Genomic DNA, 26113 nt, shown 5'->3' with positions numbered 1-26113 from the left:
TGCTCTATCCGCTTAGCGATAAGGTGCATCTGCTGCACGGTTAGCGGCAATATCTTTTTCGTACTTGTCGCCAACAGCTAAAAGCATGTCTTTGGTGAAATACAAGTCACCACGTTTGTCGCCAAAGTATTCAAAAATATTGGTTTCGACAATAGCGTCAACTGGGCAGGCCTCTTCACAGAACCCGCAGAAAATACATTTGGTTAGGTCGATGTCATAACGGGTGGTACGACGAGTACCATCATCACGCTCTGCCGTTTCAATGGTGATGGCATAAGCAGGACATACTGCTTCACAGAGTTTGCAGCCAATGCAACGCTCTTCACCATTTTCATAGCGGCGTAATGCATGCAGACCGCGAAAGCGACTGGATAAAGGTGTCTTCTCTTCTGGATATTGAATCGTAATTTTTGGCTTAAAGAGATAACGACCAGTAATGGACATACCAGTCAAGATGTCTTTGAGCATCAAACTATCGAGGAATTGGGAAATTTTCTTAAACATGATTGATCACCTTATTTCCAGATATTCCATGGCGATACAACCCATGCACCGACAACCACCACCCAAAATACTGAAATGGGGATAAAAATCTTCCAGCCCAAACGCATAATTTGGTCATAGCGATAACGTGGCAATGTCGCCCGCAACCAAATAACGCAAGATAGGAGGAAAAAGGTTTTGCCAAATAACCAGAAGAATCCAGGAATATCGCGCAAAATCGGTAAATCAACAATTGGTAACCAACCACCTAAGAACATGATCGAAGCAACTGCCGCAATCAGAATCATGTTGGCGTATTCAGCTAAGAAGAACATCGCAAAAGACATGCCTGAATACTCAACCATGTGTCCAGCAACAATCTCAGATTCACCCTCTACTACGTCAAATGGATGACGGTTGGTTTCAGCTACGCCAGAGATAAAGTAAATCAGGAACATTGGCAATAATGGCAGCCAGTTCCATGAGAGGAAGTTCAGTCCAATGCTAGCAAAGTATCCCTGCTCTTGAGAGCTAACAATGCTACTTAAATTCAGAGAGCCGGATGTCAGCAATACACATACCAAAGCAAAGCCCATCGCGATTTCATAAGAGATCATTTGAGCAGATGCGCGCATTGCACCCAGAAATGGATATTTTGAGTTGGAGGACCAGCCCGCTAATATGACACCGTAGACACCAATCGACGAAATTGCCATGATGTATAGAAGACCCGCATTGACATCAGCAAGGACCATCTTGGCTTGGAAAGGAATCACAGCCCAGGCAGCAAATGCCGGCATGATCACCATAATCGGCGCAATGAAATAGAGAACCTTGCTAGCCTGAGTTGGCGAAATGATTTCTTTCATCAAGAGTTTTAAGGCATCCGCAATTGGCTGCAATAGGCCCAAAGGACCTACCCGGTTTGGTCCAAGGCGGATATGCATCCAGCCGATCAGCTTTCTTTCCCAAAGGGTTAAGTAAGCAACACAGCCAAACATTGGCAAGACAATAATCACGATTCTCACTAGTGCCCAAACTAATGGCCAGAACGGCCCAAAAATCGCCGCGCCTTGAGTGGTGATGAGGTTCAAGAAATTATCCATCTCGCCCCTTACGCCTTGCTCACAGTTACTGGACCAAACATCGATCCCAATTTCGCACTCGCTATAGTGCCGGCAGAAATTCTGACGGCGCCTGAAGCAAGATTAACTTCTAATATCGCTGGCAGATCAACAGACTGACCTTCTTGAGTCACACGAACCGCGTCACCTTCTTTTAAGCCAAGCTCTGCAAATAATCCTGGATTCAAACCGACTTGGTTGCCACGCTTTGCATCACGAGTCAGCTGTAATGCTGGCGAGCGACGCACAATTTGATCGCCAGCATAAATATTCACATCAGCTAAGCGCTCCAGACCATTCAAAGCCAATGCATTGCTATTGGTAACGGAAGGATTTATCGCTTGATTACTTAAGCGAGTGCAATAATTTTCAGGAAGCGCTTCACCTAAAACTTCTTCGGGCAAGTTAAACAAGAAGCTATCTAGATTTAATAAACCACCAAGAACACGTAAAACTTTCCATGCTGGACGAGAGTCACCCAAAGGCTTGACTGAAGGCTGAACAGTCTGAGCTCTGCCCTCTGCGTTAACGAAAGTAGAAACAGTTTCTGTAAACGGTGTAATTGGCAGAATAACGTCAGCTACCTCAAGCAGATCGGCACTCTGATAAGCGCTCAATGCGATCACCGTATTGGCTTTTGCTAGGGCTGAACGTGCTTGCGTAGGGTTAGGCAAATCCGTATCAGGCTCAATATTCATGAGTAATACCGCCTTGCGATCACCAGAGAGAACGGATTGGACACCAGCACCATTTGCATTGACCAGTGAGGCGCCAACTGCATTTCCACCAACAGGCAAGAATCCTAAAGTAGCACCAGTCTGCTCTGCAATATATTGAGCCAAGACATGCAAGTCTGATGCCTGTGGATGGGCAATTGCAGCTGATCCAATGAATACAGCCTTGCTTGAGCCCGCAAGCAAACTATCTGCAATCTTTTGCGCTTGAGCTGAGACCGGGATATTCGGAGTGCCTGCTGGAGCGGAAACAGACTTCGCTTTCGCTACCGCTAAGGCTACTACACTTAATGTATTGAGCCATGCGCTTGGTGCAGTAGCAATACTATTTGCTGGAATGAGCCAATCATCACCACCCGCATCAATACGCATGAGCTGTAAACCACGTTTCGCTGCGCTACGAATTCTTGCAGCCAGAACGGGTTGATCTTTACGTAAAAAGCTGCCAATGATCAAAGCACGATCAAGTTCACTGACTTTAGCAATTGGCATACCTAGCCACGGAGCGCTTGATGCCGACTGAATATCAGTTTGACGTAAACGGGTTTCAATTTGCTTGGAACCTAAGCCACGTATCATTTTTTGCAAAAGGTGCAATTCTTCAGTGCTAGAAATTGGATGGGCTAAAGCACCAATAGACTCCGGCCCACTTTCTGCAGCGATTGTCTTTAGTGAATGTGCAACATAATCAAGGGCTGACTGCCAGTCAGTCTCTAACCACTTGCCACCCTGCTTCACCATTGGCGTTGTTACACGATCAGCGCTATTTAAACCTTCATAAGAGAAGCGATCACGATCGCTAATCCAGCATTCATTAACGGCTTCATTTTCCAAGGCAACCACACGCATCACTTTGTTGGCCTTCGTTTGAACAGTTGTGTTTGCACCCAAACTATCGTGTGGGCTAACTGAACGTTTGCGTGCCAACTCCCAAGTACGAGCACCATAGCGGAATGGTTTGCTGGTCAATGCACCAACAGGACAGATATCAATCATGTTTCCAGAAAGCTCGGAATCTACCGTTTGCCCAACAAAGGTTGTGATTTCTGAATGCTCGCCACGATTGATCATGCCCAGTTCCATCACACCAGCTACTTCTTGGCCAAATCGCACACAACGGGTGCAATGAATACAGCGGGTCATCTCCTGCATGGAGATCAATGGACCCACATTCTTATGAAACACCACACGCTTCTCTTCGTCATAGCGTGAGTTTGATTTTCCGTAACCCACTGCTAAGTCTTGTAACTGGCACTCTCCACCTTGATCGCAAATTGGGCAATCCAATGGATGGTTAATCAGCAAAAACTCCATTACGGAGCGCTGTGCTTCTACCGCTTTAGCTGAATGGGTGAACACCTTCATGCCTTGTGTCACAGGTGTTGCACAAGCCGGCAATGGTTTTGGTGCTTTTTCAACCTCGACCAGACACATACGGCAATTAGCAGCAATCGATAATTTCTTGTGGTAGCAGAAATGGGGGACGTAAGTACCGAGTTTGTTCGCGGCGTGCATCACCATCGAACCTTGCGGAACTTCTACCGTCTTACCATCTAATTCGATTTCTACCATGCTCACTTTAAGATGTCCCGTGCTCAATAACTTATAAAGGTTGTGCAGAATCTAAGCAGCGCTTATGTTCTACGTGATACGCAAATTCATCCATGTAATGCTTCAACATGCCACGTACTGGCATTGCAGCTGCATCACCTAAAGCACAAATCGTGCGACCCTGAATGTTTGCAGCGACGTCGTTGAGCAGATCCAAATCCTCAGGACGTCCTTGACCGTGTTCAATACGGTGAACAATGCGCCATAACCAGCCGGTACCTTCTCGGCATGGGGTGCACTGGCCACAAGATTCTTCGTGATAGAAATACGATAGGCGCTCTAAGGCACGAACCATACAACGAGTGTCATTCATCACAATCACTGCGCCCGATCCCAACATGGATCCTGCTTTAGCAATGCTGTCGTAATCCATCGTCAGGTCCATCATCTGCGCACCAGGAACTACTGGGGCTGACGATCCACCAGGAATAACCGCTTTCAATGCTTTGCCATCACGCATACCCCCTGCGAGCTTCAAGAGCTCAGCAAATGGCGTACCTAATGGAATCTCATAATTACCAGGATGAACAACATCACCTGATACAGAGAAAATCTTCGTACCACCATTGTTAGGCTTACCAAGATCTAAGTAGGCCTGACCACCAATAGCCAAAATGAATGGCACAGCCGCAAAGGTTTCGGTGTTATTAATTGTTGTTGGTTTGCCATACAAACCGAAGCTTGCTGGGAATGGTGGCTTGAAGCGTGGTTGGCCTTTTTTACCTTCTAAAGATTCCAGCAAGGCAGTTTCTTCACCACAAATGTAAGCACCCCATCCTGGAGAGGCATGCAATTGGAAGGAGAAATCGCTACCTAATATTTTGTCGCCCAAGTAACCAGCAGCGCGCGCTTCTTCCAGGGCTTCTTCAAAGCGTGAATACACTTCCCAGATTTCGCCATGGATGTAGTTATAGCCAACGGTAATTCCCATGGTGTACGCACCAATGATCATGCCTTCAATCAAAGCATGCGGGTTGTAACGCATGATGTCGCGGTCTTTAAAAGTGCCTGGCTCACCTTCATCGCTATTACACACGAGATACTTTTGACCTGGAAATTGGCGTGGCATAAAGCTCCACTTCAACCCTGTTGGGAAGCCTGCACCCCCACGACCACGCAGTGATGAAGCTTTTAATTCCGCGATGATGGCATCAGGGGCTACCTTGTCATTGATGAGTCGACGAAGCTGTTGATAGCCGCCGCGACTTTCGTAATCTTTTAAACGCCAGTTGTTGCCATTCAATCCAGCCAGGATCAGTGGTTTAATGTGACGGTCGTGCAAGCTGGTCATGCTGCTTTCCCTTCTGCACGGAGCTCATTTAATAGAGCATCAATCTTTTCTTTGCTCATGAAGCTACACATCCGCTTGTCATTGACGAGCATTACTGGTGAATCGCCACAGGCGCCCATGCACTCACCCTCTTTCAAGGTAAATGTGCCACAAGGTGTGGTTTCATTAAAGCCAATACCTAAAGTATCTTTTAGATAGCTAGCCGCAGTTTCACCATGAGTTAACTGGCAAGGCAAGTTTGTACAAATCACCAGCTTGTACTTACCAATCGGCTTGGTGTTGTACATATTGTAGAAAGTAGCAACCTCTTCTACTGCAATTGTTGGCATATCTAAGATTTGAGCAACAGTCTCAATCACTTCAGGCGAGACCCAACCTACTTCAGTTTGAGCAGCGATCAAGGAAGCCATCACAGCAGACTGCTTTTGCTCTGGGGGATATTTCGCGACGTTACGAGCAATATCTGCCAGCGTTTTATCGGATAGTTGAAGAGTACTTGTCATTAAATAATCCTTGGCACGCTGAATTAGCGGTCAATCTCCCCGAACACAATATCTTGGGTACCAATAATGGTGACGGCATCAGCCAACATGTGGCCACGTGACATTTCATCCATGGCAGAAAGATGAACAAATCCTGGCGCACGAATCTTCATACGGTATGGCTTGTTAGCGCCATCAGAAATCAAATAGATACCAAACTCACCTTTTGGATGTTCAACTGCGGAGTAAGCCTCGCCATCTGGAACGTGAATACCTTCAGTAAACAATTTGAAGTGGTGAATCAATTCTTCCATATTGGTTTTCATATCCACACGCTTCGGTGGTGAAACCTTGTGGTTATCGCTCATCACTGGACCTGGGTTTGCTTTTAACCAAGCAATACATTGTTTGATGATGCGATTGGATTGACGCATTTCTTCCATGCGCACCAAATAACGATCATAGGAATCGCCGTTGACGCCCACTGGAATATCAAAATCGAGACGGTCATACACTTCGTATGGCTGCTTCTTACGCAAATCCCACTCGATGCCAGAGCCACGCAACATGGGGCCAGTAAAACCGAGTTGCAATGCACGCTCAGGAGTCACGATACCGATATTGACTAAACGCTGCTTCCAAATACGATTATCTGTTAGCAGGTTGCAATACTCATCAACGTTAGCGTCAAAGCCATTGGCAAACTGCTCAATGAAATCTAGCAAAGAACCGCTGCGGTTTTCGTTCAGACGCTTCACGGCTGATGCGCTACGAACTTTAGACTTACCGTATTGAGCCATTTGATCTGGCAAGTCACGATAAACACCGCCCGGGCGATAGTAAGCAGCATGCATGCGCGCGCCAGATACAGCTTCGTACATATCAAAGATATCTTCACGATCACGGAAGGCGTACAAGAACACTGCCATTGCACCAACGTCAAGACCGTGACAGCCAATCCATAACAAGTGATTCAATAAGCGCGTGAGCTCGTCATACATCACACGAATATATTGAGCACGCAATGGCACATCGACTTGCAATAATTTTTCGATTGCCAAAACATAAGCGTGCTCATTGGACATCATCGAGACGTAATCAAGACGATCCATATAAGGCACGTTCTGAATCCAGGTACGGGTTTCAGCCAATTTCTCTGTTGCACGATGCAATAAACCAATGTGGGGATCAGCACGCTGAATAACCTCACCATCAAGCTCGAGCACTAAACGCAATACTCCATGAGCCGCAGGATGTTGAGGACCGAAATTGAGGGTGTAGTTCTTAATTTGTGCCATGACTTAAACCGGACCTCCGTACTGCTCTTCGCGCACGATACGAGGGGTAATCTCGCGGGCTTCAATCGTGACCGGCTGATAGACAACGCGTTTAAGCTCTGGGTCATAACGCATTTCTACATTACCGCTGATAGGGAAATCTTTTCGGAATGGATGACCAATAAAGCCATAGTCAGTCAAGATACGACGCAAATCATCATGACCCTCAAACAAGATGCCATACAGATCAAATGCTTCACGTTCAAACCAGTTTGCCGAGCTCCAAACCGGAGTAATAGATGCAACTAATGGATAGCTATCGTCTGGCGCAAATACTCTAACGCGCAAACGCCAGTTGTGCTGCAAGGACAGCAAATGGCTCACAACACCAAAACGCTGGCCACTCCAAGCACCATCACGGAAGTCTTGGTAATCCACGCCACACAAATCAATTAATTGTTCGAACGCAAGAGCAGGATCATCACGCAGCAACATGGCAGATTCAAAATAGGTATCTGCCTTCACAACTACAGTGACTTCACCCAAAGCAATCTCAATCGAAATGGCGCGCTGACCGAGAACCTTTTCAAGGTTGGCAGCCAATTGATTTAAACGTTCAGACATGTTTTAGGCCTTCCTTGCAATCGTGCTGGTGCGTGCGATCTTAGATTGCAACTGAATAATTCCATAGATCAAGGCCTCAGCAGTTGGAGGGCAACCAGGAACATAAATATCGACTGGCACGATGCGATCGCAACCGCGCACAACTGAATAAGAGTTATGGTAATAACCACCGCCATTGGCACAGGAGCCCATAGAGATTACCCAGCGTGGCTCAGGCATCTGGTCATAAACCTTACGGAGCGCTGGAGCCATCTTGTTACATAAAGTGCCGGCCACAATCATTAAGTCGGATTGACGTGGGGATGGACGGAAAACGACGCCAAAGCGGTCTAAGTCATAACGGGAGGCACCCGCATGCATCATCTCCACCGCACAGCAAGCCAGACCAAAAGTCATTGGCCATAAAGAACCATTGCGAGTCCAGTTGATTAACTGGTCTGCAGTAGTAGTAACAAATCCTTCTTTGAGAACGCCTTCTAATGCCATATCTATCACTCCCAGTCGAGAGCGCCCTTTTTCCAGATATACACAAATCCCACAATGAATTCCAAGAGGAAGATCACCATGGAGGCGTAGCCAAACCAACCGATATCACGCAGAGCCACACCCCAGGGAAATAGGAATGCGGTTTCTAGGTCAAACAGAATGAACAAAATGGCAATTAAGTAGTAGCGCACATCGAACTTCATACGCGCATCTTCGAACGCTTCAAAACCGCACTCATAGGGAGATAGTTTTTCAGCATCAGGCTTCGAAGGAGCCAGAATTTTTCCGAGGAACATGGGGACTAATCCCACCCCAATACCTACGAGGATAAACAGCAGAACAGGAAAGTAATAAGCGAGATTCAAAATGGTCCTGAGTTGTTTTTCTGGTAAATCGTCAAAACAGCAAATTATTAATTATTCCACTACCTACAACATTGATTTATAGCAAAAACTCCCTACAAATTCGTATTTTTGGTGCCGACGGCGAGACTCGAACTCGCACAGCCTAAGCCACTACCCCCTCAAGATAGCGTGTCTACCAATTTCACCACGTCGGCATCTTGCAAAACCTGTCAATTCTACTGCATTGCACCACTAAACTACGCCGTTTTTCGGACATCAAAATCCGTAAAAACCGACTTTTTTACTTAGGAACTGCAGGTTTTGTTGGGTCCTGCACTGGAGCGGCTGGAGCAGCTGGGGCTACCACTGGAGCTACGGTCCCAGAGAGGACGCCAGGACTGACTTCCTTTTTGTTGCCAAGCCAAGTAATTCCCAAAGTGCAAACAAAGAAGATGCCTGCAAAAATCGCGGTAGCGTGGGATAAAAAGTTAGCAGAACCACTAGCGCCAAATAAGCTGCCTGAAGCGCCAGAACCAAAAGCCGCACCCATATCTGCGCCCTTACCTTGCTGCAACAGCACTAGCAGAATCACAGCCAATGCTGAAATTATCTGCAACACGATCAATAAAGTCTTAAGCCATTCCACAATTCATCTCCAAATTAAAAATCTATGCCTGGCAAATGGCCAAAAATTCCTTGGGGTCCAATGAAGCGCCCCCAACTAGTCCACCATCAATATCCGGCATTGCAAACAATTCAACGGCATTATCAGGCTTAACACTGCCGCCGTACAAAATTCCAACGTGAGAAGCAACATCCTCATCAAACTCAGCCAATTGCAGGCGAATTGCCCGATGCATATCTTGTGCCACTTGAGCGCTGGCAACCTTACCAGTGCCAATTGCCCAAACAGGCTCATAGGCAATTAAGCAATCAGCCAATCGGTCTTGCAATACGCTCAATTGCTTTGCTACCTGCCCACAAACAACTTCAATCTCCCTGCCTGAATTGCGTTCATCAGCAGTTTCACCCACACAAATCACTGGGGTCATTCCACTATCTAAGACTTGCAATGCTTTGGCGGCAATCAATTCATCTACTTCATGCTGCATCTGACGGCGCTCTGAATGGCCAACAATGACATAAGTGCAACCCATCTGTTTCAGCATCGAGGCTGCCACTTCACCGGTATAAGCGCCAGAGATATGAGCAGACGCATCCTGTGCGCCAAGGCTCAGAAACGCTAAAGAACATTCCTTAATCAAGCTAGCACATTGCGCTAAATAGGGAAACGGTGGACAAACCGCAAACTTGCGTCCAGAAGGCATGCCACTTTCCATTCCGCGGGCAACGGTCTTGATCCAATCTTCATTACTAGCAAGATTGCCATTCATTTTCCAGTTGCCGATGACGATCAGTGGGCGCATGATGATGAGAATCTTCTAGACAGTGAGAATAATCTTGCCTACATGCTCAGAGGACTCCATCAAACGATGGGCATCTGCCGCCTGATCAAGCGTAAAAGTTTTGTAAATCACTGGCTTTAATTTGCCAGCATCTAGCAATGGCCAAATACGTGCATGCAACTGTTGCGTGATTTGCTTCTTGAATGAAACTGGACGTGGGCGCAAGGTCGAGCCAGTGATAGTTAAACGACGACGCAAAATTTGCCCCGTATTCACTTCCGCTTTTGAACCACCCATGATCGCAATGATCACAATACGGCCATCATCTGCCAAGCAATCAATCTCACGCTGTACATAGGCACCAGTCACCATATCGAGCACGACGTTGACGCCTTTACCATCAGTTGCTTTTTTAATTTCTTCTACAAAGTCTTGAGTCTTGTAGTTAATTGCTAAATCAGCGCCTAATTCAAGGCAAGCAGCGCACTTTTCATCGGTACCTGCTGTTACAAATACTTTATGACCTAAAGCCTTAGCAATCAAAATGGCTGTAACACCAATACCGCTAGATCCACCCTGAACCAGTAAGGTTTCACCCTCAGACAATTCACCACGCATGAAGACATTGCTCCAAACGGTATAAAAAGTTTCAGGTAATGATGCGGCCTCTTGATCTGTAAAACCTTTTGGATAAGGCAAGCACTGAGCAATGGGGGCTGTACACAATTCTGCATAGCCGCCACCTTGCACCAAGGCACATACCTTATCGCCAATTTTGAGACCAAAAAGATTATCAGCATGCGATAGATCACCACCAACGATCTCACCAGCCACTTCCAATCCTGGGATATCAGATGCACCTGCAGGCACTGGGTAATGGCCTTTACGCTGCAATACATCTGGGCGGTTAATGCCAGCTGCAATCACCTTAATGAGAACCTCGCCAGTTCCTGCAGCAGGAGCTACTGGATCTGGACGAGTGGCTGACACCAGCATTTCTGGTGCGCCAAATTCTTTGATTTCCATTACGCGCATAAGAGCTTCTCGCTTGTACTAGAGGATCAATGCTTAAGCTGTTTCGTCTGTAGCAGGAGCAACTTCAGCAACTGTCTCTGCATTTGCATCAGATGCACCAGCTAAAGGAGCAATTGTGCCACCCTCATCTGCCATCGCAGCTTTGAGAGACAAGCGCAAACGACCGCGCTCATCAGCAGCCAACAACTTCACACGAACCACTTGGCCTTCTGCCAAATAGTCTTTCACTTCTTTTACGCGCTCATTAGAGATTTCAGAGATGTGCAAGAGACCATCTTTGCCAGGAAGAATGTTTACCAAAGCACCGAATTCGAGCAACTTCACTACTGGACCTTCGTAGATTTTGCCAACTTCAGCTTCTGCAGTAATGCCTTCGATGCGGGCCTTGGCTTCTGCCATACCTTCAGCACTGGTAGATGCAATGGTTACAGTACCGTCATCTTTGATATCGATGCTGCAACCCGTTTCTTTAGTCAAGGCTTGGATAGTTGCGCCGCCTTTACCAATCACTTCACGAATCTTATCAGGGTGAATCTTGAATGACACCATGCGTGGAGCATGAGCAGACAATTCGGTGCGAACTGAACCCATTGCTTCTTGCATTTTGCTCAAGATGTGCAAACGACCTTCTTTAGCTTGTGCCAAGGCCACTTGCATAATTTCTTTAGTAATACCTTGAACCTTAATGTCCATCTGAAGTGCAGTAATACCATTCGCAGTACCCGCTACTTTGAAGTCCATATCACCCAGGTGATCTTCGTCACCCAAGATATCAGTCAACACAGCAAAACGATTGCCGTCAAGGATCAAGCCCATTGCTACACCTGCAACGTGCGCTTTTACTGGAACACCAGCATCCATCATGGCTAAACAGCCACCACAAACAGAAGCCATTGAAGAAGATCCGTTCGACTCAGTGATTTCTGAAACAACACGGATGCTGTATGCAAAATCTTCTGGGCTTGGCAGAACTGGAATCAATGCACGTTTAGCCAAACGACCATGACCAATTTCACGACGCTTAGGACTACCTACGCGGCCAGTTTCACCGGTAGCAAACGGAGGCATGTTGTAGTGGAACATGAAACGATCGCGGTACTCACCTTCGAGCGCATCGATGATTTGCTCATCACGGGCAGTACCCAAGGTCGCAACTACCAATGCTTGAGTTTCACCACGGGTAAACAATGCTGAGCCGTGGGTACGTGGCAATACGCCGTTACGAATTTCGATTGGACGAACAGTGCGTGTATCGCGGCCATCAATCCGTGGCTCACCATTCAAAATCTGGCTACGCACAATCTTCGCTTCGATTTCAAACATGATGTCGCTAACAGCAACAGCGTCTACTTCACCTTCTTCAGATAATTTAGCCAAAACTTCTTTAGAAATTTCTTTGAGCTTGTCTGAACGAGCGCCCTTTTGACGAATCTGATATGCCTCACGCAATGGCGCTTCAGCCAAAGCAGTTACCTTAGCAATGAATGGCTCATCTTTAGGAGCAGCTTGCCAGTCCCATTCAGGTTTACCAGCTTCACGTACTAGATCATTAATCGCATTAATCGCTGTTTGCATTTGGTCGTGACCATACACAACTGCACCCAACATGACTTCTTCAGAAAGTTGATTGGCTTCAGATTCCACCATCAATACAGCAGCTTGTGTGCCAGCAACAATCAAATCGAGCTCGCTAGTAGTTTGTTCTGTACGGGTTGGGTTCAAAAGGTATTGACCATTTGCATAACCAACGCGCGCTGCGCCAACTGGACCAGCAAAAGGAATGCCAGAAACAGCCAAGGCTGCAGAAGCAGCAATCAATGCTGGAATATCAGCTGGGACGTCTGGGTTAATAGACAACACATGCACTACAACCTGCACTTCATTCAAGAAGCCCTCTGGGAACAAAGGACGTAATGGACGATCGATCAAACGGGAGATCAATGTCTCACCTTCAGATGGACGACCTTCACGGCGGAAGAAACCACCAGGGATCTTGCCTGCTGCGTATGTCTTTTCTAAATAATCCACTGTTAGTGGGAAAAAGGATTGGCCAGGCTTTGCTGACTTAGAGGCAACTACGGTGCCCATTACCACTGTGTCATCCACATTAACGATCACAGCGCCACCAGATTGGCGAGCAATCTCACCAGTTTCCATTGTTACTTGATGATTGCCCCATTGAAAACTCTTCACTGCTTTTTTAAACATTGTCATTCTGATCTTCTCCAAATTGTTCACACAAGACTCACATGAGGATTGCGCTTGTCGTGGGATAACGCAGTGTCACGACAACACTGGAGCGTTTAAAGATTACAAGGGATGCCATTCCAGGGAGACTCTGATCAATGCTCAGAAACTCATTGGAATGACACGATCCCCTACACAAATAATCTACAAGCGCCCAAAAAAACATGCCATCTGCTTAAGACTGATTCTGCGAAGAAACAACCCTAAGATAGATGGCATTGCATACCGATAAGAATTACTTACGGAGACCTAATTTCTCAATCAATGCGCGATAGCGATCCAAATCTTTGCCCTTGAGGTAATCCAAGAGGCGACGGCGACGTGAAACCATCTTCAACAAGCCACGACGGCTGTGATGATCTTTAGCGTTAGCCTTGAAATGGGGGGTTAATTCATTGATGCGGGCTGTAAGCAATGAAACTTGAACTTCAGGGCTACCCGTATCGTTTGCGCTGCGCGCGTTGTCTTTGACGATTTCCGCCGTTTTAATATCAGCAACTGCCATTTTTAATACTCCCAACTTGCGAACACATGAGCTTTCACCCAATTTGTGTCGTGCGATTAACAAAAATAAAACAAAAAAGCTTTATAAATCAAAGCCCTCGAATTGTAGCAGATGAGGACTACAAACTAAGAGCCTACTTTGAAATATTGGTATGCTCTAGCAATCCATTGTAGTCAAATAAATAAAATATCCATATAAATCAATATCTTATGAAAATCTATCCAATTCTGCGTACTTTCCTCGCCTTGGTTATATTGGGTTTAGGCTTAAATCAAGCCACATATGCCCAATTCTCAAACCCTTTTAGCTCAGACAAAACGGTTGCCCAACAAAGGCAAGACCTCCTCAAAAAGAATGACGAAATTCTGCAACATCTCTACAAGATGAGGCCAAAAGTAAAAGAGCTAATTGACCAGTCACCTGGATATGCCACCTTTAGTAACTTTGGTATGAAGATTTTGATTGCAGGTGGCGGCACTGGGACTGGAGTAGTGATTAATCAACGTACTAAAAAGCCGGTATTCATGGATATGGCTGAGGTTCAAGCGGGACTTGGCTTGGGAATTAAGTCATTCCAAAATATTTTTATCTTCCAAACCGAAGCTGCGCTCAATGACTTTGTTGACTCTGGCTGGACTTTTGGTGGACAGGTCACCGCTGCAGCTAAATACGATAAAAATGGTGATGCCTTTCAAGACGCTGTTAGCGTAGCGCCTGGTGTCTTGATGTATCAGCTCACTGATGCAGGCCTTGCTGCTGAGATCACTGGCAAGGGCACTAAATACTACAAAGATTCCGAACTAAATAAGTAAGCACTCAGATGACGCGAATAGCCGCGATAGCTTATGGCGTCATCTGTGCATTGAGCTTGGCTTGACTAGGATCATGCAATTTATTTAAGGCTGATAAATAGGCCTTAGCCGATGCAGCAATGATGTCAGGATCTGTGCCAACGCCATTCACAATGCGGCCTCCTTTTGCTAAACGCACTGTCACTTCACCTTGGGACTGCGTACCAGAGGTAATCGCGTTTACGGAATAGAGCAACTGCTCTGCCCCACTTTTGGCGATCTCTTCAATAGCATTCAAGCTTGCGTCTACTGGGCCATTACCTTCTGCTTCTGAGCTGACTTCTGTATTGCCCATCCGGAAAGTGACCCGTGACTTTGGACGCTCACCTGTTTCTGAGTGCTGACTCAAAGAAATGAAGTGGTAATGCTCACCCTCTTCTGCCGCTGCAGAATCAGACATGATGGCGATGATGTCTTCATCAAAGATTTCTGCTTTTTGATCTGCCAAGGCCTTGAATCTTGCAAATGCTTCATTTAACTCCGCCTCTGCCTCAACCGTAATACCCAACTCATGTAAACGTTGCTTGAAAGCATTACGCCCAGACAATTTACCCAAGACGATTTTGTTTGTAGACCAACCTACATCTTCAGCGCGCATAATTTCATAGGTTTCGCGGTTCTTCAAAATACCATCTTGATGGATGCCGGAAGCATGGGCAAAGGCATTAGCACCAACAACAGCCTTATTAGGTTGCACCACAAAGCCGGTTATTTGAGAAACCAATTTGGATGCTGGAACTATCTGCGTAGCGTCAATTCCGCAGACCATATCAAAATAATCCTTACGGGTACGCAAGGACATCACAATCTCTTCCAAGGCAGTGTTACCAGCTCTTTCACCTAAACCGTTAATGGTGCACTCGATTTGACGAGCCCCGCCAATCTTCACGCCGGCCAAAGAATTTGCAACAGCCATACCTAAATCATTATGACAATGAACCGACCAAATGGCTTTATCAGAATTTGGCACGCTAGTCCGCAAGGTTTTTATGAACTCACCATACAACTCGGGCGTTGCATAGCCCACAGTGTCCGGAATATTGATCGTAGTGGCACCCTCCTTGATGACAGCTTCGACTACTCTGCATAAAAAATCCATCTCCGAGCGATAGCCATCTTCTGCAGAGAACTCAATATCTTCCGCCAAATTTCTGGCAAACCGAATAGAGCGCTTAGCTTGTTCCAAAACATCCTCTGGAGACATGCGCAATTTGACAGCCATATGCAAAGGGCTGGTTGCCAAGAAAGCATGAATCCGTTTTGACTTAGCTGCCTTTAAGGCATCAGAGGCACGCGTAATATCTTTTTCATTTGCTCTGGCCAAAGAACACACAATCGAATCCTTCACTGCAGCAGCCACAGCAGAGATTGCCTGAAAATCACCTTCAGAGCTTGCCGCAAAGCCGGCTTCGATGACATCAACCTTAAGGCGCTCTAATTGGCGCGCAATGCGAACCTTCTCGTCTTTGGTCATTGAGGCGCCAGGGGACTGCTCGCCATCACGCAAGGTGGTATCAAAAATGATTACTTTATCGCTCATCATTACTCTCCGGTTCTAACTACAGTCTTTACTAATATTCAACTTGAATCTAAAAACAAAAAACCCCAGCAAATTGCTGGGGCTGGTATGTGGTGGTTAATGAATTATCTAGATTTCATCAACTCAGGCCTTACCCGCCCCAAGCTTTAGGCTTAGTGCTAGTAGAAGAAGGCTGGTTAAGGAAAAGTGCATCAACATGGAATTAATATACCCGAAAATTCCAAAATTAGCTAAAACGCTTACCGCTGAGTCGTTCCCAGCCCCAAATCACATAGCCGGAGATGGAATACACCACAAATAGACCAAAAAGGGTCAACGGCGGGTTTGAGGAGATCAAAACAAAAGTGAGGATCATTAAAACCATGACGCCAAACGGTACGCGATAGCGCACATCCAATGCTTTGCCGCTATAGAAACGGGCATTGGAGACCATGGTCAAGCCAGCGTAGACGGCTATGAAAAAGGTAACCCAAGGAATTGCTGTATCTCGGACGGGAATCTTGTTATCGTCAGCCAACCATATGAATCCGGCCATCAATGCGCCTGCGGCTGGACTAGGTAAGCCCTGAAAAAACTTTTTATCAACAACACCCGTATTTACATTGAAGCGGGCAAGCCTGAGTGCTGCGCCTGCGCAATAGGTAAAAGCAGCCAACCAACCCCACTTACCTAAATCTTTGAGAGCCCACTCATATGCAACGAGTGCTGGTGCCACTCCAAAGGACACCATATCCGCCAATGAGTCATATTGCTCACCAAATGCACTTTGGGTATTGGTCAAGCGTGCTACACGGCCATCCATACCATCCAATACTAGAGACGCAAAGATTGCAATTGCCGCCACCTGAAACTGATCATTCATCGCGTTAACGATGGCAAAAAAACCACTAAAAAGTGCTGCAGTCGTAAACGCATTAGGCAGCAAGTAAATGCCTTTGCCACGTGGACGAGGCTTATCGTGCACCTCTTCTACTTCGTAATCAACACCATCACCTAAAGCGTCTACCCAATCACCCTCAGACTTCAAAATGCGTTTGTGTGAGAGGCGACTGCGATCTATACGGCCACGACGACGAAATGTACTCAAAGCGTATCCCGGTTAATCAATACAAATCAATCTAAGCCTGGCAGACGCGCCAAAGCCGTGTTTGTAGCAAATACTTTATCACCCACAGTAACGAGAGGGTCAGCAGTAAGAGGCAAGTAAACATCAACCCGTGAACCAAAGCGAATGAAGCCATAGCGCTCTCCGGCTTTAAGACGATCGCCCACATGGATGTAGCACAAGATGCGACGGGCAATTAAACCTGCAACTTGAACTAAGGTGACGATCTGGCCGTTAGCATCGATCACTACAGCATTGCGCTCATTTTCAGTAGAGGCTTTATCCAAATCGGCATTCACAAACTTGCCTGGAAAATATTGAATCTCTTTCACAAGGCCATTGATGGCACTGCGGTTAGAGTGCACGTTGAAGACATTCATAAACACACTGATTTTGAGTGCTTCACGTTCAGCATAAGGATCATGCGCTTTTTCAACTACGACAATGCGACCATCTGCTGGAGACAACACGAGATCACGACCCAGCGCAGGAATACGCTGAGGATCGCGAAAGAACTGTAGAACAAAAAAGAAGATGATCCAGAGCGGCCAAGACCAAGCAATACCGCCCAAAAAATGGACTAGCAAAGTCAGGGCCCCCACTAGTGCCAAATACGGCCAACCTTCTTTCGCAATAATGGGGTGCGGATACATCATCTTTGTTCTGAGCCTTTTTGGTTTACTACTTTCATTGGAATGCGGAGTGATCGGCTTAGTTCTTGGTTTGATCAACCAATTTATTCTTTGCAATCCAAGGCATCATGGCACGCAATTTTGCGCCAACAACTTCGATGTCATGCTCAGCATTCAAACGACGACGAGAAATCAATGTAGGAGCACCTGCCTTATTTTCTAGGATGAAGCTCTTTGCATATTCACCAGTCTGAATGTCTTTTAAGCACTGACGCATTGCGTTCTTCGTATCTTCAGTCACAACGCGTGGGCCAGTAACGTACTCACCATACTCTGCATTGTTTGAGATTGAGTAGTTCATATTGGCAATACCGCCCTCGTAGATCAAGTCAACGATCAACTTGAGCTCATGCAAGCACTCAAAATATGCCATCTCTGGTGCATAACCTGCTTCAACCAAAGTCTCAAAACCTGCTTTGATCAACTCTACGGCACCACCACAAAGAACAGCCTGCTCACCAAACAAGTCGGTTTCAGTTTCTTCACGGAAGTTGGTTTCGATAATGCCGGCACGACCGCCGCCATTGGCAGTAGCGTAGGACAAAGCTAAGTCACGGGCAGAGCCAGATTTATCCTGGTAAACAGCGATGAGGTGTGGAACACCGCCGCCTTGAGCGTAAGTGCCACGTACAGTGTGACCTGGCGCTTTCGGAGCAATCATGATTACATCCAAATCCGCACGTGGCTGAACTTGACCATAGTGAACATTGAAGCCGTGGGCAAAAGCCAAGGCAGCGCCTTGCTTAATATTGCCATGCACTTCTTTGTTGTAAACCTCAGCGATTTGCTCGTCTGGCAACAACATCATCACGATGTCAGCATCTTTTACGGCTTCAGCAACTTCTTTAACAGCCAAACCTGCATTCGCTGCTTTGCTCCAAGAGGCACCGTCTTTACGTAAACCAACGGTAACGTTAACGCCGGAGTCTTTGAGGTTCAATGCGTGTGCGTGTCCTTGTGAACCATAACCAATGATGGTGACTTTCTTGCCCTTAATGAGGGACAAATCAGCGTCTTTATCGTAAAAAACTTTCATGCTCTTTCCTTGTGTTGAAAATGTTGTGTTGCTTTATAAATCAGTTAAAAAATTAAACCTTCAAGATACGTTCACCGCGCCCGATACCAGAACCGCCAGAACGCACGGTCTCCAGAATCGATGCACGATCAATCGAATCAATAAATGCATCCAATTTAGCGCCATCCCCAGTGAGCTCGATGGTGTAGCTTTTATCAGTGACATCAATAATGCGGCCACGGAAAATATCGGTTGTGCGCTTGAGTTCTTCGCGCTCTTTACCTACGGCACGCACCTTAATCATCATGAGTTCACGCTCAATATGCGGTCCTTCACTTAAATCAAATACCTTCACCACCTCAACGAGGCGATTTAAGTGCTTGGTGATTTGCTCAATCACATCATCGGAGCCAAAAGTCACAATGGTCATCCGTGAAAGCGATGGATCTTCAGTAGGCGCAACGCTTAAGGTGTCAATGTTGTAGCCACGAGCAGAAAACAGCCCGACCACCCGTGACAAAGCACCGGGTTCGTTCTCAATCAATACAGAAATAATGTGTCGCATTAGAGATCCTCGCTACCCAAGAGCATTTCTGTAATGCCCTTACCTGCTTGAACCATTGGCCAAACGTTTTCTTCTGGGTCGGTCTGGAAATCCATAAATACCGTACGATCTTTTAAGCGAATTGCTTCTTTGAGTGCACCCTCAACATCAGACTTTTTCTCAATGCGCATACCAACGTGACCATAGGCCTCCGCCAACTTCACAAAGTCAGGCAAAGAATCCATGTAAGAGCTGGAATAACGCTTGTTATAGGTGAGCTCTTGCCATTGACGAACCATACCGAGATAACGGTTGTTCAAAGACACGATCTTCACAGGCGTGTTGTATTGCTTACAGGTAGACAACTCCTGAATACACATCTGGATGGAGCCTTCACCAGTAATCGCGAAGACATCCTGATCGGGGAAGGCTTTCTTAATGCCCATAGCATATGGCAAACCAACGCCCATGGTGCCTAAACCACCAGAATTAATCCAACGACGAGGCTTATCGAACTTATAGAACTGCGCAGCCCACATTTGGTGTTGGCCTACGTCAGAGGTAATGAAAGCATCGCCACCGGTGAGCTCCCACAATTTCTGGACCACATACTGTGGTTTCACAATTTGCGAAGCTTCGTCGTATTTGAGGCAGTCTTTCTTGCGCCATTCATTAATCTGATCCCACCAAGCAGCAAGCTTGTCGCCATTCTTGCGTGGACCAGCTGCTTTTAATTGCGCAGTCATCTCTTGCAATACTTCTTTGAGATTGCCAACAATCGGAACATCAACCTTCACGCGCTTGGAGATAACAGAAGGATCAATATCGATGTGAATGATTTTGCGGGGATGGCTTGCAAAGTGCTCGGTATTGCCAATCACGCGGTCGTCAAAACGCGCACCAATCGCAATCAACACATCACTATGTTGCATTGTCATATTGGCTTCGTAGGTACCGTGCATACCAAGCATACCCAAAAATTGTGGGCTTGATCCTGGGAATCCACCTAAACCCATCAAGGTATTGGTTACTGGATAGCCTAAGAGATCAGCGAACTCTTTCAACTCAGGTGCTGCATCTGCCAAGATCACGCCACCACCAGCATAAATATATGGGCGCTCGGCTTCTTGTAACAAAGCAACAGCCTTACGAATTTGCCCGCTATGGCCCTTCACTACTGGGTTGTAAGAGCGCATCTCCAAAGTTTCTGGATATACAAAGGGCGCCTTGGCTGCTGAGACATCCTTGGGGATATCGATCAGGACAGGGCCGGGACGGCCAGTTTGTGCAATGTGAAATGCCTTCTTCAAAACGAGTGGCAAATCTCTAACATCCTTCACGAGGAAGTTGTGCTTTACCACTGGGCGAGTAATACCAACGGTATCTGCCTCTTGGAAGGCATCTTCCCCAATTGCATAGGTTGGTACGTTACCGCTGATGATCACCATCGGGATTGAATCAGTGTAAGCAGTCGCAATTCCGGTAACTGCATTGGTTACACCCGGACCTGAGGTCACTAATGCAACGCCAACCTTACCAGTTGCACGTGCATAACCATCCGCCGCATGAATTGCTGCTTGTTCATGACGAACCAGAATATGTTCGAACTTATCTTGTTTGAAAATTTCATCGTAGATGAAGAGCACTGAACCACCTGGGTAACCCCAAACGTATTCAACACCTTCCTTGTGCAATGCATGCACAAGCATTTCAGCGCCAATCATTTCTGGGGGCGCTGCTACGGGATTTGTATTTGCTGAGTCTTTATTAGCTTTAGTAGCTAAAAATTCTGCGCTGCTTGTATTCATTTTCTTTCGTCCTTTGCAATTTTCGGCAAAAAATTGTTTGGTCTGTTCTGTCTCTTGCTTGTGGCCCGAGTTCGAACGGCGCTGCTACCGGAAAAACCACTTCGTAAATGAGAATCTAGGTAGTAAGCCCTGTATTCTATAGCAATCCCCTAAAATAGCCCAATTCTTACTGATTCAGGTCTAATCCATTGCATGGCATCAGCCCAAGAACTATCTGATTTTCTGAGCAGTGTTGAACAGCGGGCTTTCAAGCAAGCGGTATATGCCGTGCGTGACGACGATGCCGCGCTAGATATTGTTCAAGATGCCATGATCAAGTTAGCCGAAAAATATGGTGATCGCCCTGCTGCTGAACTTCCACTAGTTTTCACTCGAATCTTACAAAATCGGATTCACGACTATTTTCGACGCCAAAAGGTCAGAAATACTTGGGTCACCCTGTTTTCCAATATGGGTAAGAAAACCGATGAAAACGAGGATTTTGACCCCCTAGAGTCACTTTCAGCCCCAGATGACAGTGAAATTCACCAAGACGGCTCCCAAAAAATGGAGCAAAGTCAGCTTTTACAGGCTTTGGAGTCAGAAATAGCTAAATTACCTGTACGTCAACGAGAAGCCTTCCTAATGCGTTATTGGGATGAGCTAAGTATTTCTGAGACTGCCAAAGCAATGAGTTGTAGCGAAGGTAGTGTCAAAACGCATTGTTCTAGAGCAACACAAACCTTAGCTAAAGCATTGAAATTAAAAGGAATTACGCTGTGAAACACTTTGAAGAGCAACTTACTGAGATCCAGGCTGACCAATTTGGTCGGGCTAGTGCCGCCCTGCTTAGCCATGGCGCCCAAAGCCTGCCTACTGGCATCAAAGAACGCCTCCATGCTGCTCGCATGAAAGCCCTTTCCGTCAGAAAAGCAGAAAAGGTGCGCGTTCAAACCAGAATCTTGGCTGGAGCTACTGGCAATTGGGGTTCACAGTCCAGCGGTCTTTGGGATGCAATGAGTTGGGTAGCGCCCCTCGCTGTTTTGGTCTTCGGACTCATTGGCATTGCTCAGTGGCAAGATAACTCTCGTATTAATGACATTGCTGAAGTCGACGCAGCCTTGCTGTCTGATGATGTCCCTCCAGATGCTTATGCTGATAGTGGTTTTATGGCCTTTTTAAAACACGGTCCACTATCTGATGCTGACGACAGCGCTACAGATTCCCTATCCAGCAAATAATTAGTTATTTCATCAATGCCACTTCATTTGAAGTCTCTATTCGCTAGCCTCTCTAGCGCGCTAGTCATTGCGGTCTTTTGCTGCGGCATTACCCCTGCGATGGCCCAAACTGCTGGGAGTGCTGCTCATGGTAAATCTACCGCTATTCCAGAGAAAACACCTGACGGTACTTGGGAAAGTCTCAAGCCAGCACAACAACAGATTCTGAATCCGCTCAAAGACGACTGGGACTATATGTTGCCCGACAGTCGCAAAAAGTGGACTCAAGTAGCCAACATCTACCCAAAGATGAGCGAACAAGATCAACAACGCTTGCAGTCACGCATGGCTAGTTGGTCTAACCTATCGCAAAAAGAGCGTCGGATTGCACGTGAAAATTACCTCAGTAGCCTCAAGTTCCCAGCTGAGAAAAAAGCAGAGGCATGGAGCGCCTATCAAAAACTCAGTGACGAGCAAAAGAAAAAATTAGCTGGAGTTGAAGCTAAGAAAAAACCGAAGGCGGTCAATGCTCCGACATTACAGCAGCATGCCATCAATCCACAGACAACCCCTCCCCCGCCTGCTCCTAAACCTAGAAGCATGACGACTGAGGGAGCTCCACCAGCCTCTGATACCGGCTCGGCTTACTAAGCCTGCTTGTATTCTGGGGTAGTACCATGACACCAACTGAACTCAAGGCTTTACCAGCACCCCATTTTTGGCGACGGGTATCGTGCTCCCTCTACGAGCAATTGGTTCTACTGGGTGTGATTTCCCTTACCTTTCTACTTCCCAATCTGGGCTTAGGCATTTTGTTTGGCGTCTCGCTGCCCAGCTGGCTTACCTTCTTATATCTCTACATCGTCCTCGGGATTTATTTTGTTTGGTACTGGACTAAATCTGGCCAAACACTGGCAATGCAAACCTGGCGCATTCGAATAATTGATCTTCAGGGTCACACCTTAAATAGACCTCAAGCCCTATGGCGCTATGTCTATAGCTCCCTGTGGATGATTCCTTGTATTGGATTGCAATGGGCATTGCATTTAGAGAAATGGCAAATCATTGAGATGCTATTTACGGTTGCACTGTTCTTATGGCCGCTCACTATCTACCTAGACCGTAGAGATTCAGCACATCGTCAAGCCTTGCCAGACCGCTTTGCCGGAACCCGTTTAGTTGAGTTACCAAAGAACCTAGTAACCCTCTCGTAGGCACTCCATCGCAGTAGCAGCCTGAATCTTTTGTCCGAAGCGATACCCTGCCAATAAACAAGCAAGCACCCCAAAGGTAATGCCCAGCGCAAGGGCTTGAAAAAAAGCATGAAATTCAATTTCTAGTACAAAGTGCCCCAAAGCCCAAGCGGCAATTCCAGAGAATAATCCGGCTAAGGCACCAGCGGTAATACCAATGACGAGCAATTCAAAACAAGCGATGCTTGCTAAGGTTTGACGTGAGGCTCCTATCGCTTTTAATACAGCGGCATTTCGATAGCGGTCATCTTGAGTAGCAGCCATTGCGGAAATTAAAACCAGGACTGCTGCTGCAATCGTAAAGCTAAACAGTAAACCCAAAGCGGCAGAGAGTTTATTGAGCACATCCTGAATTTGACGCAGGGATGTTGAAACATCAACTACCGTTAGATTCGGAAAAGATTGGCTTATCTGAAAATCCAATACTGCTTGATCGGGGGTCTGATAGTAAGATGTGATCCATGACTGTGGCAAAGCATTTAGTTGAGCAGGCGGCATGATAACGAAGAAATTCACGCGCATAGAACTCCAGTCCAATTTGCGTAATGAGGTAATGGGTGCGGTGATTTGTTCCCCAGCCACTTCAAAAGTGAGCTGATCACCCATCTTGAGATTGAGGGTCTTTGCAATACCCGTTTCCATCGAAATCTGTGGACTATCTCCAGAGATCCACTGCCCCGCAGTAATACGATTACCAGGAGGTAATTGCTCGGTATAGGATAAATTGAACTCCCGATCTACCAGCCGCTTTGCATTGTCTTCTTTAAAGTCTGCAGAAGAAACTTCGCGTTTATTAATGGCGATGAGACGGCCGCGCACCATGGGGTAGAAATCAGGCTTACTAATACCAGCCGCCACCAGTGATTGAGTAATTGCGGATTTCTGTTCGTCTTGCACATTAATCATAAATCGATTGGGTGCATCGGGAGGAATATTGCCCTGCCAAGCACTCAGTAGATCCTGTCGTAAGAGCAAGATCATTAAGAGCGCCATTAACGCGATACCCAACGCGGTAATCTGCATGACTGCAAACCCCATTCTTCTGCTTTGCGCTGTAATAGCAAAATGGATTGAGAAACGCTGCGTCTGGATGCTTGCCAAGGCGTTTAATACCAAGTATGCGCAGCTTAGAAATACCAGAATTGCTCCGCCAAAACTGAATCCAGCCCAGAGAGCCAACTTCCAATCTTGTGCAGCGATGGCTACTAATGCAGCACAGGTGCCCAGACCACAAATGCCCACCCAAAATGAAGATGCATTGATGCTATTGAATTCTTTACGGATTAAACGTATCGGTGACACTTTTACCAGGGCCATTAAAGGCGGTCCTGCAAAGCCAAGCAACAAGAATAGTGCCAAGAGTGAACTCCACACTACTGGCCACATGGAGATACCAGGCAGGTTCGTCAAAATCAAATTGCCCAGCAATGAAGTCAATATCAACTGAACAAGGTAGCCTAGAGCCGAGCCCAATCCAGCAGAGACAATCCCCAAAAACACAATATTCAAAACTTGTTTTTGAAGAATCCATCCTGAGGTAGCGCCAAAACATTTCAGAACGGCACAGCTGTCTGCTTGCTTGATGGCATAGCGACGTGCAGATAGCGCAATCGCTACGGATGCAACCATGGCTGTTAATACCGCGATCAAGGATAGAAAGCGCTCTGCCCGCTCTAGCGTTTTACGCAATACGGGCTGGGCATTATCAAGCGTCTCAATACGTATACCTCGCAAGTTTTGCGACTCAATGGCTGCTTTTGCCCATTGTTCATAAGCAGCGATTTGATCATCTCGACCCGCGAGCAATAATCGATAGGTCGCCCGACTTCCCGGACCAAGTAATTCTGTTGCAGATAAATCGGCTAAGGACATCATCACTCGAGGCGCAAAGTTCATGAAGCCAGCACCACGATCTAACTCACGCTCTAATACGCCTGCAATCACAAATGATTTTTGACCAAGCTGCATCTGATCACCCAGCGTTGCTTGCAAGCTACCCAACATGGCTGGATCAACCCATACGGATCCACTGGGTGGGCTAGAGATTAACGGTGTTAATGGAGAGCCGTTAGCAAGACCTTGAACTTGAAGTGCTCCGCGCAAGGGATATTGAGGACTCACTGCCTTCAGAGAGGCAAGCTTGCTCTGCTGCCCTACCGTAGCCATACTGGGGAAGACTACTGTTTGCGCTATCTGCAATTGCTTGCTGTGCGCCTGCTCAATGAATGTCTCTGGAATCGGTTGATCGGCAGCGATTAATAAATCGGCCGCCAATAACTGACGGGCATCGTACTGAAATGCCCTTTGCATACGGTCAGCCAAAAAAGAAACACTGGATAAGGCTGCGACCGAGAGCGTGACTGCAAGCAATAAGCTGATTAACTCACTAGAGCGCAGCTCTTGTCTTAAACCTCTGCAGAAGCTTGATAGTAACTGTCTCACATTACTTGAACGAGA

Annotated in this window: 26 protein-coding genes and 1 tRNA gene; 5 read left to right on the top strand and 22 right to left on the bottom strand. The window is 46.6% G+C overall.

Annotated features, from left to right (window positions below; all coding sequences use genetic code 11):
* Positions 1–12 precede the first annotated feature (12 nt).
* The 15 genes from nuoI to rpsO all read right to left on the bottom strand — a co-directional run bounded on the left by nuoI (position 13) and on the right by rpsO (position 13649).
* Complete coding sequence (gene nuoI / locus IEN92_RS07720) at positions 13–504, bottom strand: NADH-quinone oxidoreductase subunit NuoI (RefSeq protein WP_215373241.1); 492 nt, start codon at positions 502–504, stop codon at positions 13–15.
* Positions 505–515: 11 nt separating this feature from the next.
* Positions 516–1589, bottom strand: a complete 1074-nt coding sequence (gene nuoH / locus IEN92_RS07715; protein WP_216162406.1) for an NADH-quinone oxidoreductase subunit NuoH — start codon at positions 1587–1589, stop codon at positions 516–518.
* A gap of 8 nt (positions 1590–1597) precedes the next feature.
* Positions 1598–3913, bottom strand: a complete 2316-nt coding sequence (gene nuoG / locus IEN92_RS07710) for an NADH-quinone oxidoreductase subunit NuoG (protein ID WP_216162403.1) — start codon at positions 3911–3913, stop codon at positions 1598–1600.
* 31 nt (positions 3914–3944) lie between these two features.
* Positions 3945–5243 carry an NADH-quinone oxidoreductase subunit NuoF gene (gene nuoF / locus IEN92_RS07705; RefSeq protein ID WP_216162400.1) on the bottom strand — a complete coding sequence of 433 codons (1299 nt, stop codon included), beginning with the start codon at positions 5241–5243 and terminating at the stop codon, positions 3945–3947.
* Positions 5240–5746: an NADH-quinone oxidoreductase subunit NuoE gene (nuoE, locus tag IEN92_RS07700; RefSeq protein ID WP_216162398.1), complete on the bottom strand. Its 507-nt coding sequence runs from the start codon at positions 5744–5746 to the stop codon at positions 5240–5242. The genes nuoF and nuoE overlap by 4 nt, the downstream gene beginning before the upstream one ends.
* 23 nt (positions 5747–5769) lie before the next feature.
* Positions 5770–7023: an NADH-quinone oxidoreductase subunit D gene (locus IEN92_RS07695; RefSeq protein ID WP_216162395.1), complete on the bottom strand. Its 1254-nt coding sequence runs from the start codon at positions 7021–7023 to the stop codon at positions 5770–5772.
* 3 nt (positions 7024–7026) lie between these two features.
* Positions 7027–7626: an NADH-quinone oxidoreductase subunit C gene (locus tag IEN92_RS07690; RefSeq protein WP_215373252.1), complete on the bottom strand. Its 600-nt coding sequence runs from the start codon at positions 7624–7626 to the stop codon at positions 7027–7029.
* 3 nt (positions 7627–7629) lie between these two features.
* Complete coding sequence (locus IEN92_RS07685; RefSeq protein WP_011902891.1) at positions 7630–8112, bottom strand: NADH-quinone oxidoreductase subunit B family protein; 483 nt, start codon at positions 8110–8112, stop codon at positions 7630–7632.
* Positions 8113–8117: 5 nt separating this feature from the next.
* The gene (locus IEN92_RS07680; protein WP_216162392.1) at positions 8118–8477 is read right to left on the bottom strand and encodes an NADH-quinone oxidoreductase subunit A; all 360 of its coding nucleotides are present in this window, start codon (positions 8475–8477) and stop codon (positions 8118–8120) included.
* A 109-nt stretch (positions 8478–8586) separates the two neighbouring features.
* Positions 8587–8671, bottom strand: a tRNA-Leu gene (locus IEN92_RS07675).
* A gap of 86 nt (positions 8672–8757) precedes the next feature.
* Positions 8758–9102 (bottom strand): preprotein translocase subunit SecG, encoded by a 345-nt coding sequence (gene secG, locus IEN92_RS07670; protein ID WP_215373254.1) that lies wholly within the window; start codon positions 9100–9102, stop codon positions 8758–8760.
* A 22-nt stretch (positions 9103–9124) separates the two neighbouring features.
* The gene (tpiA, locus tag IEN92_RS07665) at positions 9125–9883 is read right to left on the bottom strand and encodes a triose-phosphate isomerase (RefSeq protein WP_215373256.1); all 759 of its coding nucleotides are present in this window, start codon (positions 9881–9883) and stop codon (positions 9125–9127) included.
* Between the two features lie 15 nt (positions 9884–9898).
* On the bottom strand, positions 9899–10897 hold the full coding sequence (locus IEN92_RS07660) for an NAD(P)H-quinone oxidoreductase (RefSeq protein WP_215373257.1): 999 nt from the start codon (positions 10895–10897) through the stop codon (positions 9899–9901).
* Between the two features lie 33 nt (positions 10898–10930).
* Positions 10931–13111, bottom strand: a complete 2181-nt coding sequence (pnp, locus tag IEN92_RS07655) for a polyribonucleotide nucleotidyltransferase (protein ID WP_216162390.1) — start codon at positions 13109–13111, stop codon at positions 10931–10933.
* Between the two features lie 268 nt (positions 13112–13379).
* On the bottom strand, positions 13380–13649 hold the full coding sequence (rpsO, locus tag IEN92_RS07650) for a 30S ribosomal protein S15 (RefSeq protein WP_011902897.1): 270 nt from the start codon (positions 13647–13649) through the stop codon (positions 13380–13382).
* Positions 13650–13858: 209 nt separating this feature from the next.
* On the opposite strand from rpsO, the gene IEN92_RS07645 reads away from it, so the two are divergent.
* Complete coding sequence (locus IEN92_RS07645) at positions 13859–14461, top strand: YSC84-related protein (protein WP_216863955.1); 603 nt, start codon at positions 13859–13861, stop codon at positions 14459–14461.
* 31 nt (positions 14462–14492) lie between these two features.
* On the opposite strand, the gene IEN92_RS07640 is transcribed toward IEN92_RS07645, so the two are convergent.
* From IEN92_RS07640 to IEN92_RS07615, 6 genes are all read right to left on the bottom strand, one after another.
* Entirely contained in the window at positions 14493–16040 is a 1548-nt protein-coding gene (locus tag IEN92_RS07640) for a 2-isopropylmalate synthase (protein ID WP_215376947.1), read from the bottom strand.
* Between the two features lie 226 nt (positions 16041–16266).
* Positions 16267–17127 carry a CDP-diacylglycerol--serine O-phosphatidyltransferase gene (gene pssA, locus IEN92_RS07635; RefSeq protein WP_216162386.1) on the bottom strand — a complete coding sequence of 287 codons (861 nt, stop codon included), beginning with the start codon at positions 17125–17127 and terminating at the stop codon, positions 16267–16269.
* A 26-nt stretch (positions 17128–17153) separates the two neighbouring features.
* Entirely contained in the window at positions 17154–17801 is a 648-nt protein-coding gene (locus IEN92_RS07630; RefSeq protein ID WP_216162383.1) for a phosphatidylserine decarboxylase, read from the bottom strand.
* Between the two features lie 55 nt (positions 17802–17856).
* On the bottom strand, positions 17857–18873 hold the full coding sequence (gene ilvC / locus IEN92_RS07625) for a ketol-acid reductoisomerase (RefSeq protein ID WP_215373264.1): 1017 nt from the start codon (positions 18871–18873) through the stop codon (positions 17857–17859).
* A 52-nt stretch (positions 18874–18925) separates the two neighbouring features.
* The gene (ilvN, locus tag IEN92_RS07620; protein WP_011902903.1) at positions 18926–19417 is read right to left on the bottom strand and encodes an acetolactate synthase small subunit; all 492 of its coding nucleotides are present in this window, start codon (positions 19415–19417) and stop codon (positions 18926–18928) included.
* Positions 19417–21204 (bottom strand): acetolactate synthase 3 catalytic subunit, encoded by a 1788-nt coding sequence (locus IEN92_RS07615; protein WP_215373266.1) that lies wholly within the window; start codon positions 21202–21204, stop codon positions 19417–19419. Before IEN92_RS07615 ends, ilvN begins: the two co-directional genes overlap by 1 nt.
* Positions 21205–21396: 192 nt before the next feature.
* Between IEN92_RS07615 and IEN92_RS07610 the strand changes: the two genes are divergently transcribed.
* From IEN92_RS07610 to IEN92_RS07595, 4 genes are read left to right on the top strand one after another with little or no spacing between them, the layout of a single operon-like run.
* Positions 21397–21966 carry an RNA polymerase sigma factor gene (locus IEN92_RS07610; RefSeq protein ID WP_215373268.1) on the top strand — a complete coding sequence of 190 codons (570 nt, stop codon included), beginning with the start codon at positions 21397–21399 and terminating at the stop codon, positions 21964–21966.
* Complete coding sequence (locus IEN92_RS07605; RefSeq protein ID WP_216162380.1) at positions 21963–22424, top strand: DUF3619 family protein; 462 nt, start codon at positions 21963–21965, stop codon at positions 22422–22424. The genes IEN92_RS07610 and IEN92_RS07605 overlap by 4 nt, the downstream gene beginning before the upstream one ends.
* Positions 22425–22439: 15 nt before the next feature.
* Entirely contained in the window at positions 22440–23054 is a 615-nt protein-coding gene (locus IEN92_RS07600) for a DUF3106 domain-containing protein (protein ID WP_216162377.1), read from the top strand.
* A 26-nt stretch (positions 23055–23080) separates the two neighbouring features.
* Positions 23081–23617: an RDD family protein gene (locus IEN92_RS07595; protein ID WP_215373273.1), complete on the top strand. Its 537-nt coding sequence runs from the start codon at positions 23081–23083 to the stop codon at positions 23615–23617.
* On the opposite strand, the gene IEN92_RS07590 is transcribed toward IEN92_RS07595, so the two are convergent.
* Entirely contained in the window at positions 23600–26098 is a 2499-nt protein-coding gene (locus tag IEN92_RS07590; protein WP_216162374.1) for an FtsX-like permease family protein, read from the bottom strand. The two genes, IEN92_RS07595 and IEN92_RS07590, sit on opposite strands and share 18 nt — an antisense overlap.
* Positions 26099–26113 lie beyond the last annotated feature (15 nt).

Origin of the sequence: Polynucleobacter sp. MWH-Creno-3A4, assembly GCF_018881885.1 — a bacterium.
GTDB lineage: Bacteria > Pseudomonadota > Gammaproteobacteria > Burkholderiales > Burkholderiaceae > Polynucleobacter.
Note: the sequence above shows the minus strand (reverse complement) of the source record. Positions and strands in the feature narration are given on the sequence as shown.

What these genes read in the sequence shown, in the direction of transcription:
- pnp (WP_216162390.1), bottom strand. Translation starts at nt 13,111, where the DNA reads ATGACAATGTTTAAAAAAGCAGTGAAGAGTTTTCAATGGGGCAATCAT.
- IEN92_RS07595 (WP_215373273.1), top strand. Translation starts at nt 23,081, where the DNA reads ATGACACCAACTGAACTCAAGGCTTTACCAGCACCCCATTTTTGGCGA.
- IEN92_RS07640 (WP_215376947.1), bottom strand. Translation starts at nt 16,040, where the DNA reads ATGAGCGATAAAGTAATCATTTTTGATACCACCTTGCGTGATGGCGAG.
- IEN92_RS07685 (WP_011902891.1), bottom strand. Translation starts at nt 8,112, where the DNA reads ATGGCATTAGAAGGCGTTCTCAAAGAAGGATTTGTTACTACTACTGCA.
- nuoF (WP_216162400.1), bottom strand. Translation starts at nt 5,243, where the DNA reads ATGACCAGCTTGCACGACCGTCACATTAAACCACTGATCCTGGCTGGA.
- IEN92_RS07660 (WP_215373257.1), bottom strand. Translation starts at nt 10,897, where the DNA reads ATGCGCGTAATGGAAATCAAAGAATTTGGCGCACCAGAAATGCTGGTG.
- nuoG (WP_216162403.1), bottom strand. Translation starts at nt 3,913, where the DNA reads ATGGTAGAAATCGAATTAGATGGTAAGACGGTAGAAGTTCCGCAAGGT.
- nuoH (WP_216162406.1), bottom strand. Translation starts at nt 1,589, where the DNA reads ATGGATAATTTCTTGAACCTCATCACCACTCAAGGCGCGGCGATTTTT.
- tpiA (WP_215373256.1), bottom strand. Translation starts at nt 9,883, where the DNA reads ATGCGCCCACTGATCGTCATCGGCAACTGGAAAATGAATGGCAATCTT.
- IEN92_RS07645 (WP_216863955.1), top strand. Translation starts at nt 13,859, where the DNA reads ATGAAAATCTATCCAATTCTGCGTACTTTCCTCGCCTTGGTTATATTG.
- IEN92_RS07690 (WP_215373252.1), bottom strand. Translation starts at nt 7,626, where the DNA reads ATGTCTGAACGTTTAAATCAATTGGCTGCCAACCTTGAAAAGGTTCTC.
- IEN92_RS07615 (WP_215373266.1), bottom strand. Translation starts at nt 21,204, where the DNA reads ATGAATACAAGCAGCGCAGAATTTTTAGCTACTAAAGCTAATAAAGAC.
- rpsO (WP_011902897.1), bottom strand. Translation starts at nt 13,649, where the DNA reads ATGGCAGTTGCTGATATTAAAACGGCGGAAATCGTCAAAGACAACGCG.
- ilvN (WP_011902903.1), bottom strand. Translation starts at nt 19,417, where the DNA reads ATGCGACACATTATTTCTGTATTGATTGAGAACGAACCCGGTGCTTTG.
- nuoI (WP_215373241.1), bottom strand. Translation starts at nt 504, where the DNA reads ATGTTTAAGAAAATTTCCCAATTCCTCGATAGTTTGATGCTCAAAGAC.
- IEN92_RS07610 (WP_215373268.1), top strand. Translation starts at nt 21,397, where the DNA reads ATGGCATCAGCCCAAGAACTATCTGATTTTCTGAGCAGTGTTGAACAG.
- ilvC (WP_215373264.1), bottom strand. Translation starts at nt 18,873, where the DNA reads ATGAAAGTTTTTTACGATAAAGACGCTGATTTGTCCCTCATTAAGGGC.
- IEN92_RS07600 (WP_216162377.1), top strand. Translation starts at nt 22,440, where the DNA reads ATGCCACTTCATTTGAAGTCTCTATTCGCTAGCCTCTCTAGCGCGCTA.
- IEN92_RS07695 (WP_216162395.1), bottom strand. Translation starts at nt 7,023, where the DNA reads ATGGCACAAATTAAGAACTACACCCTCAATTTCGGTCCTCAACATCCT.
- nuoE (WP_216162398.1), bottom strand. Translation starts at nt 5,746, where the DNA reads ATGACAAGTACTCTTCAACTATCCGATAAAACGCTGGCAGATATTGCT.
- IEN92_RS07630 (WP_216162383.1), bottom strand. Translation starts at nt 17,801, where the DNA reads ATGATGTATCCGCACCCCATTATTGCGAAAGAAGGTTGGCCGTATTTG.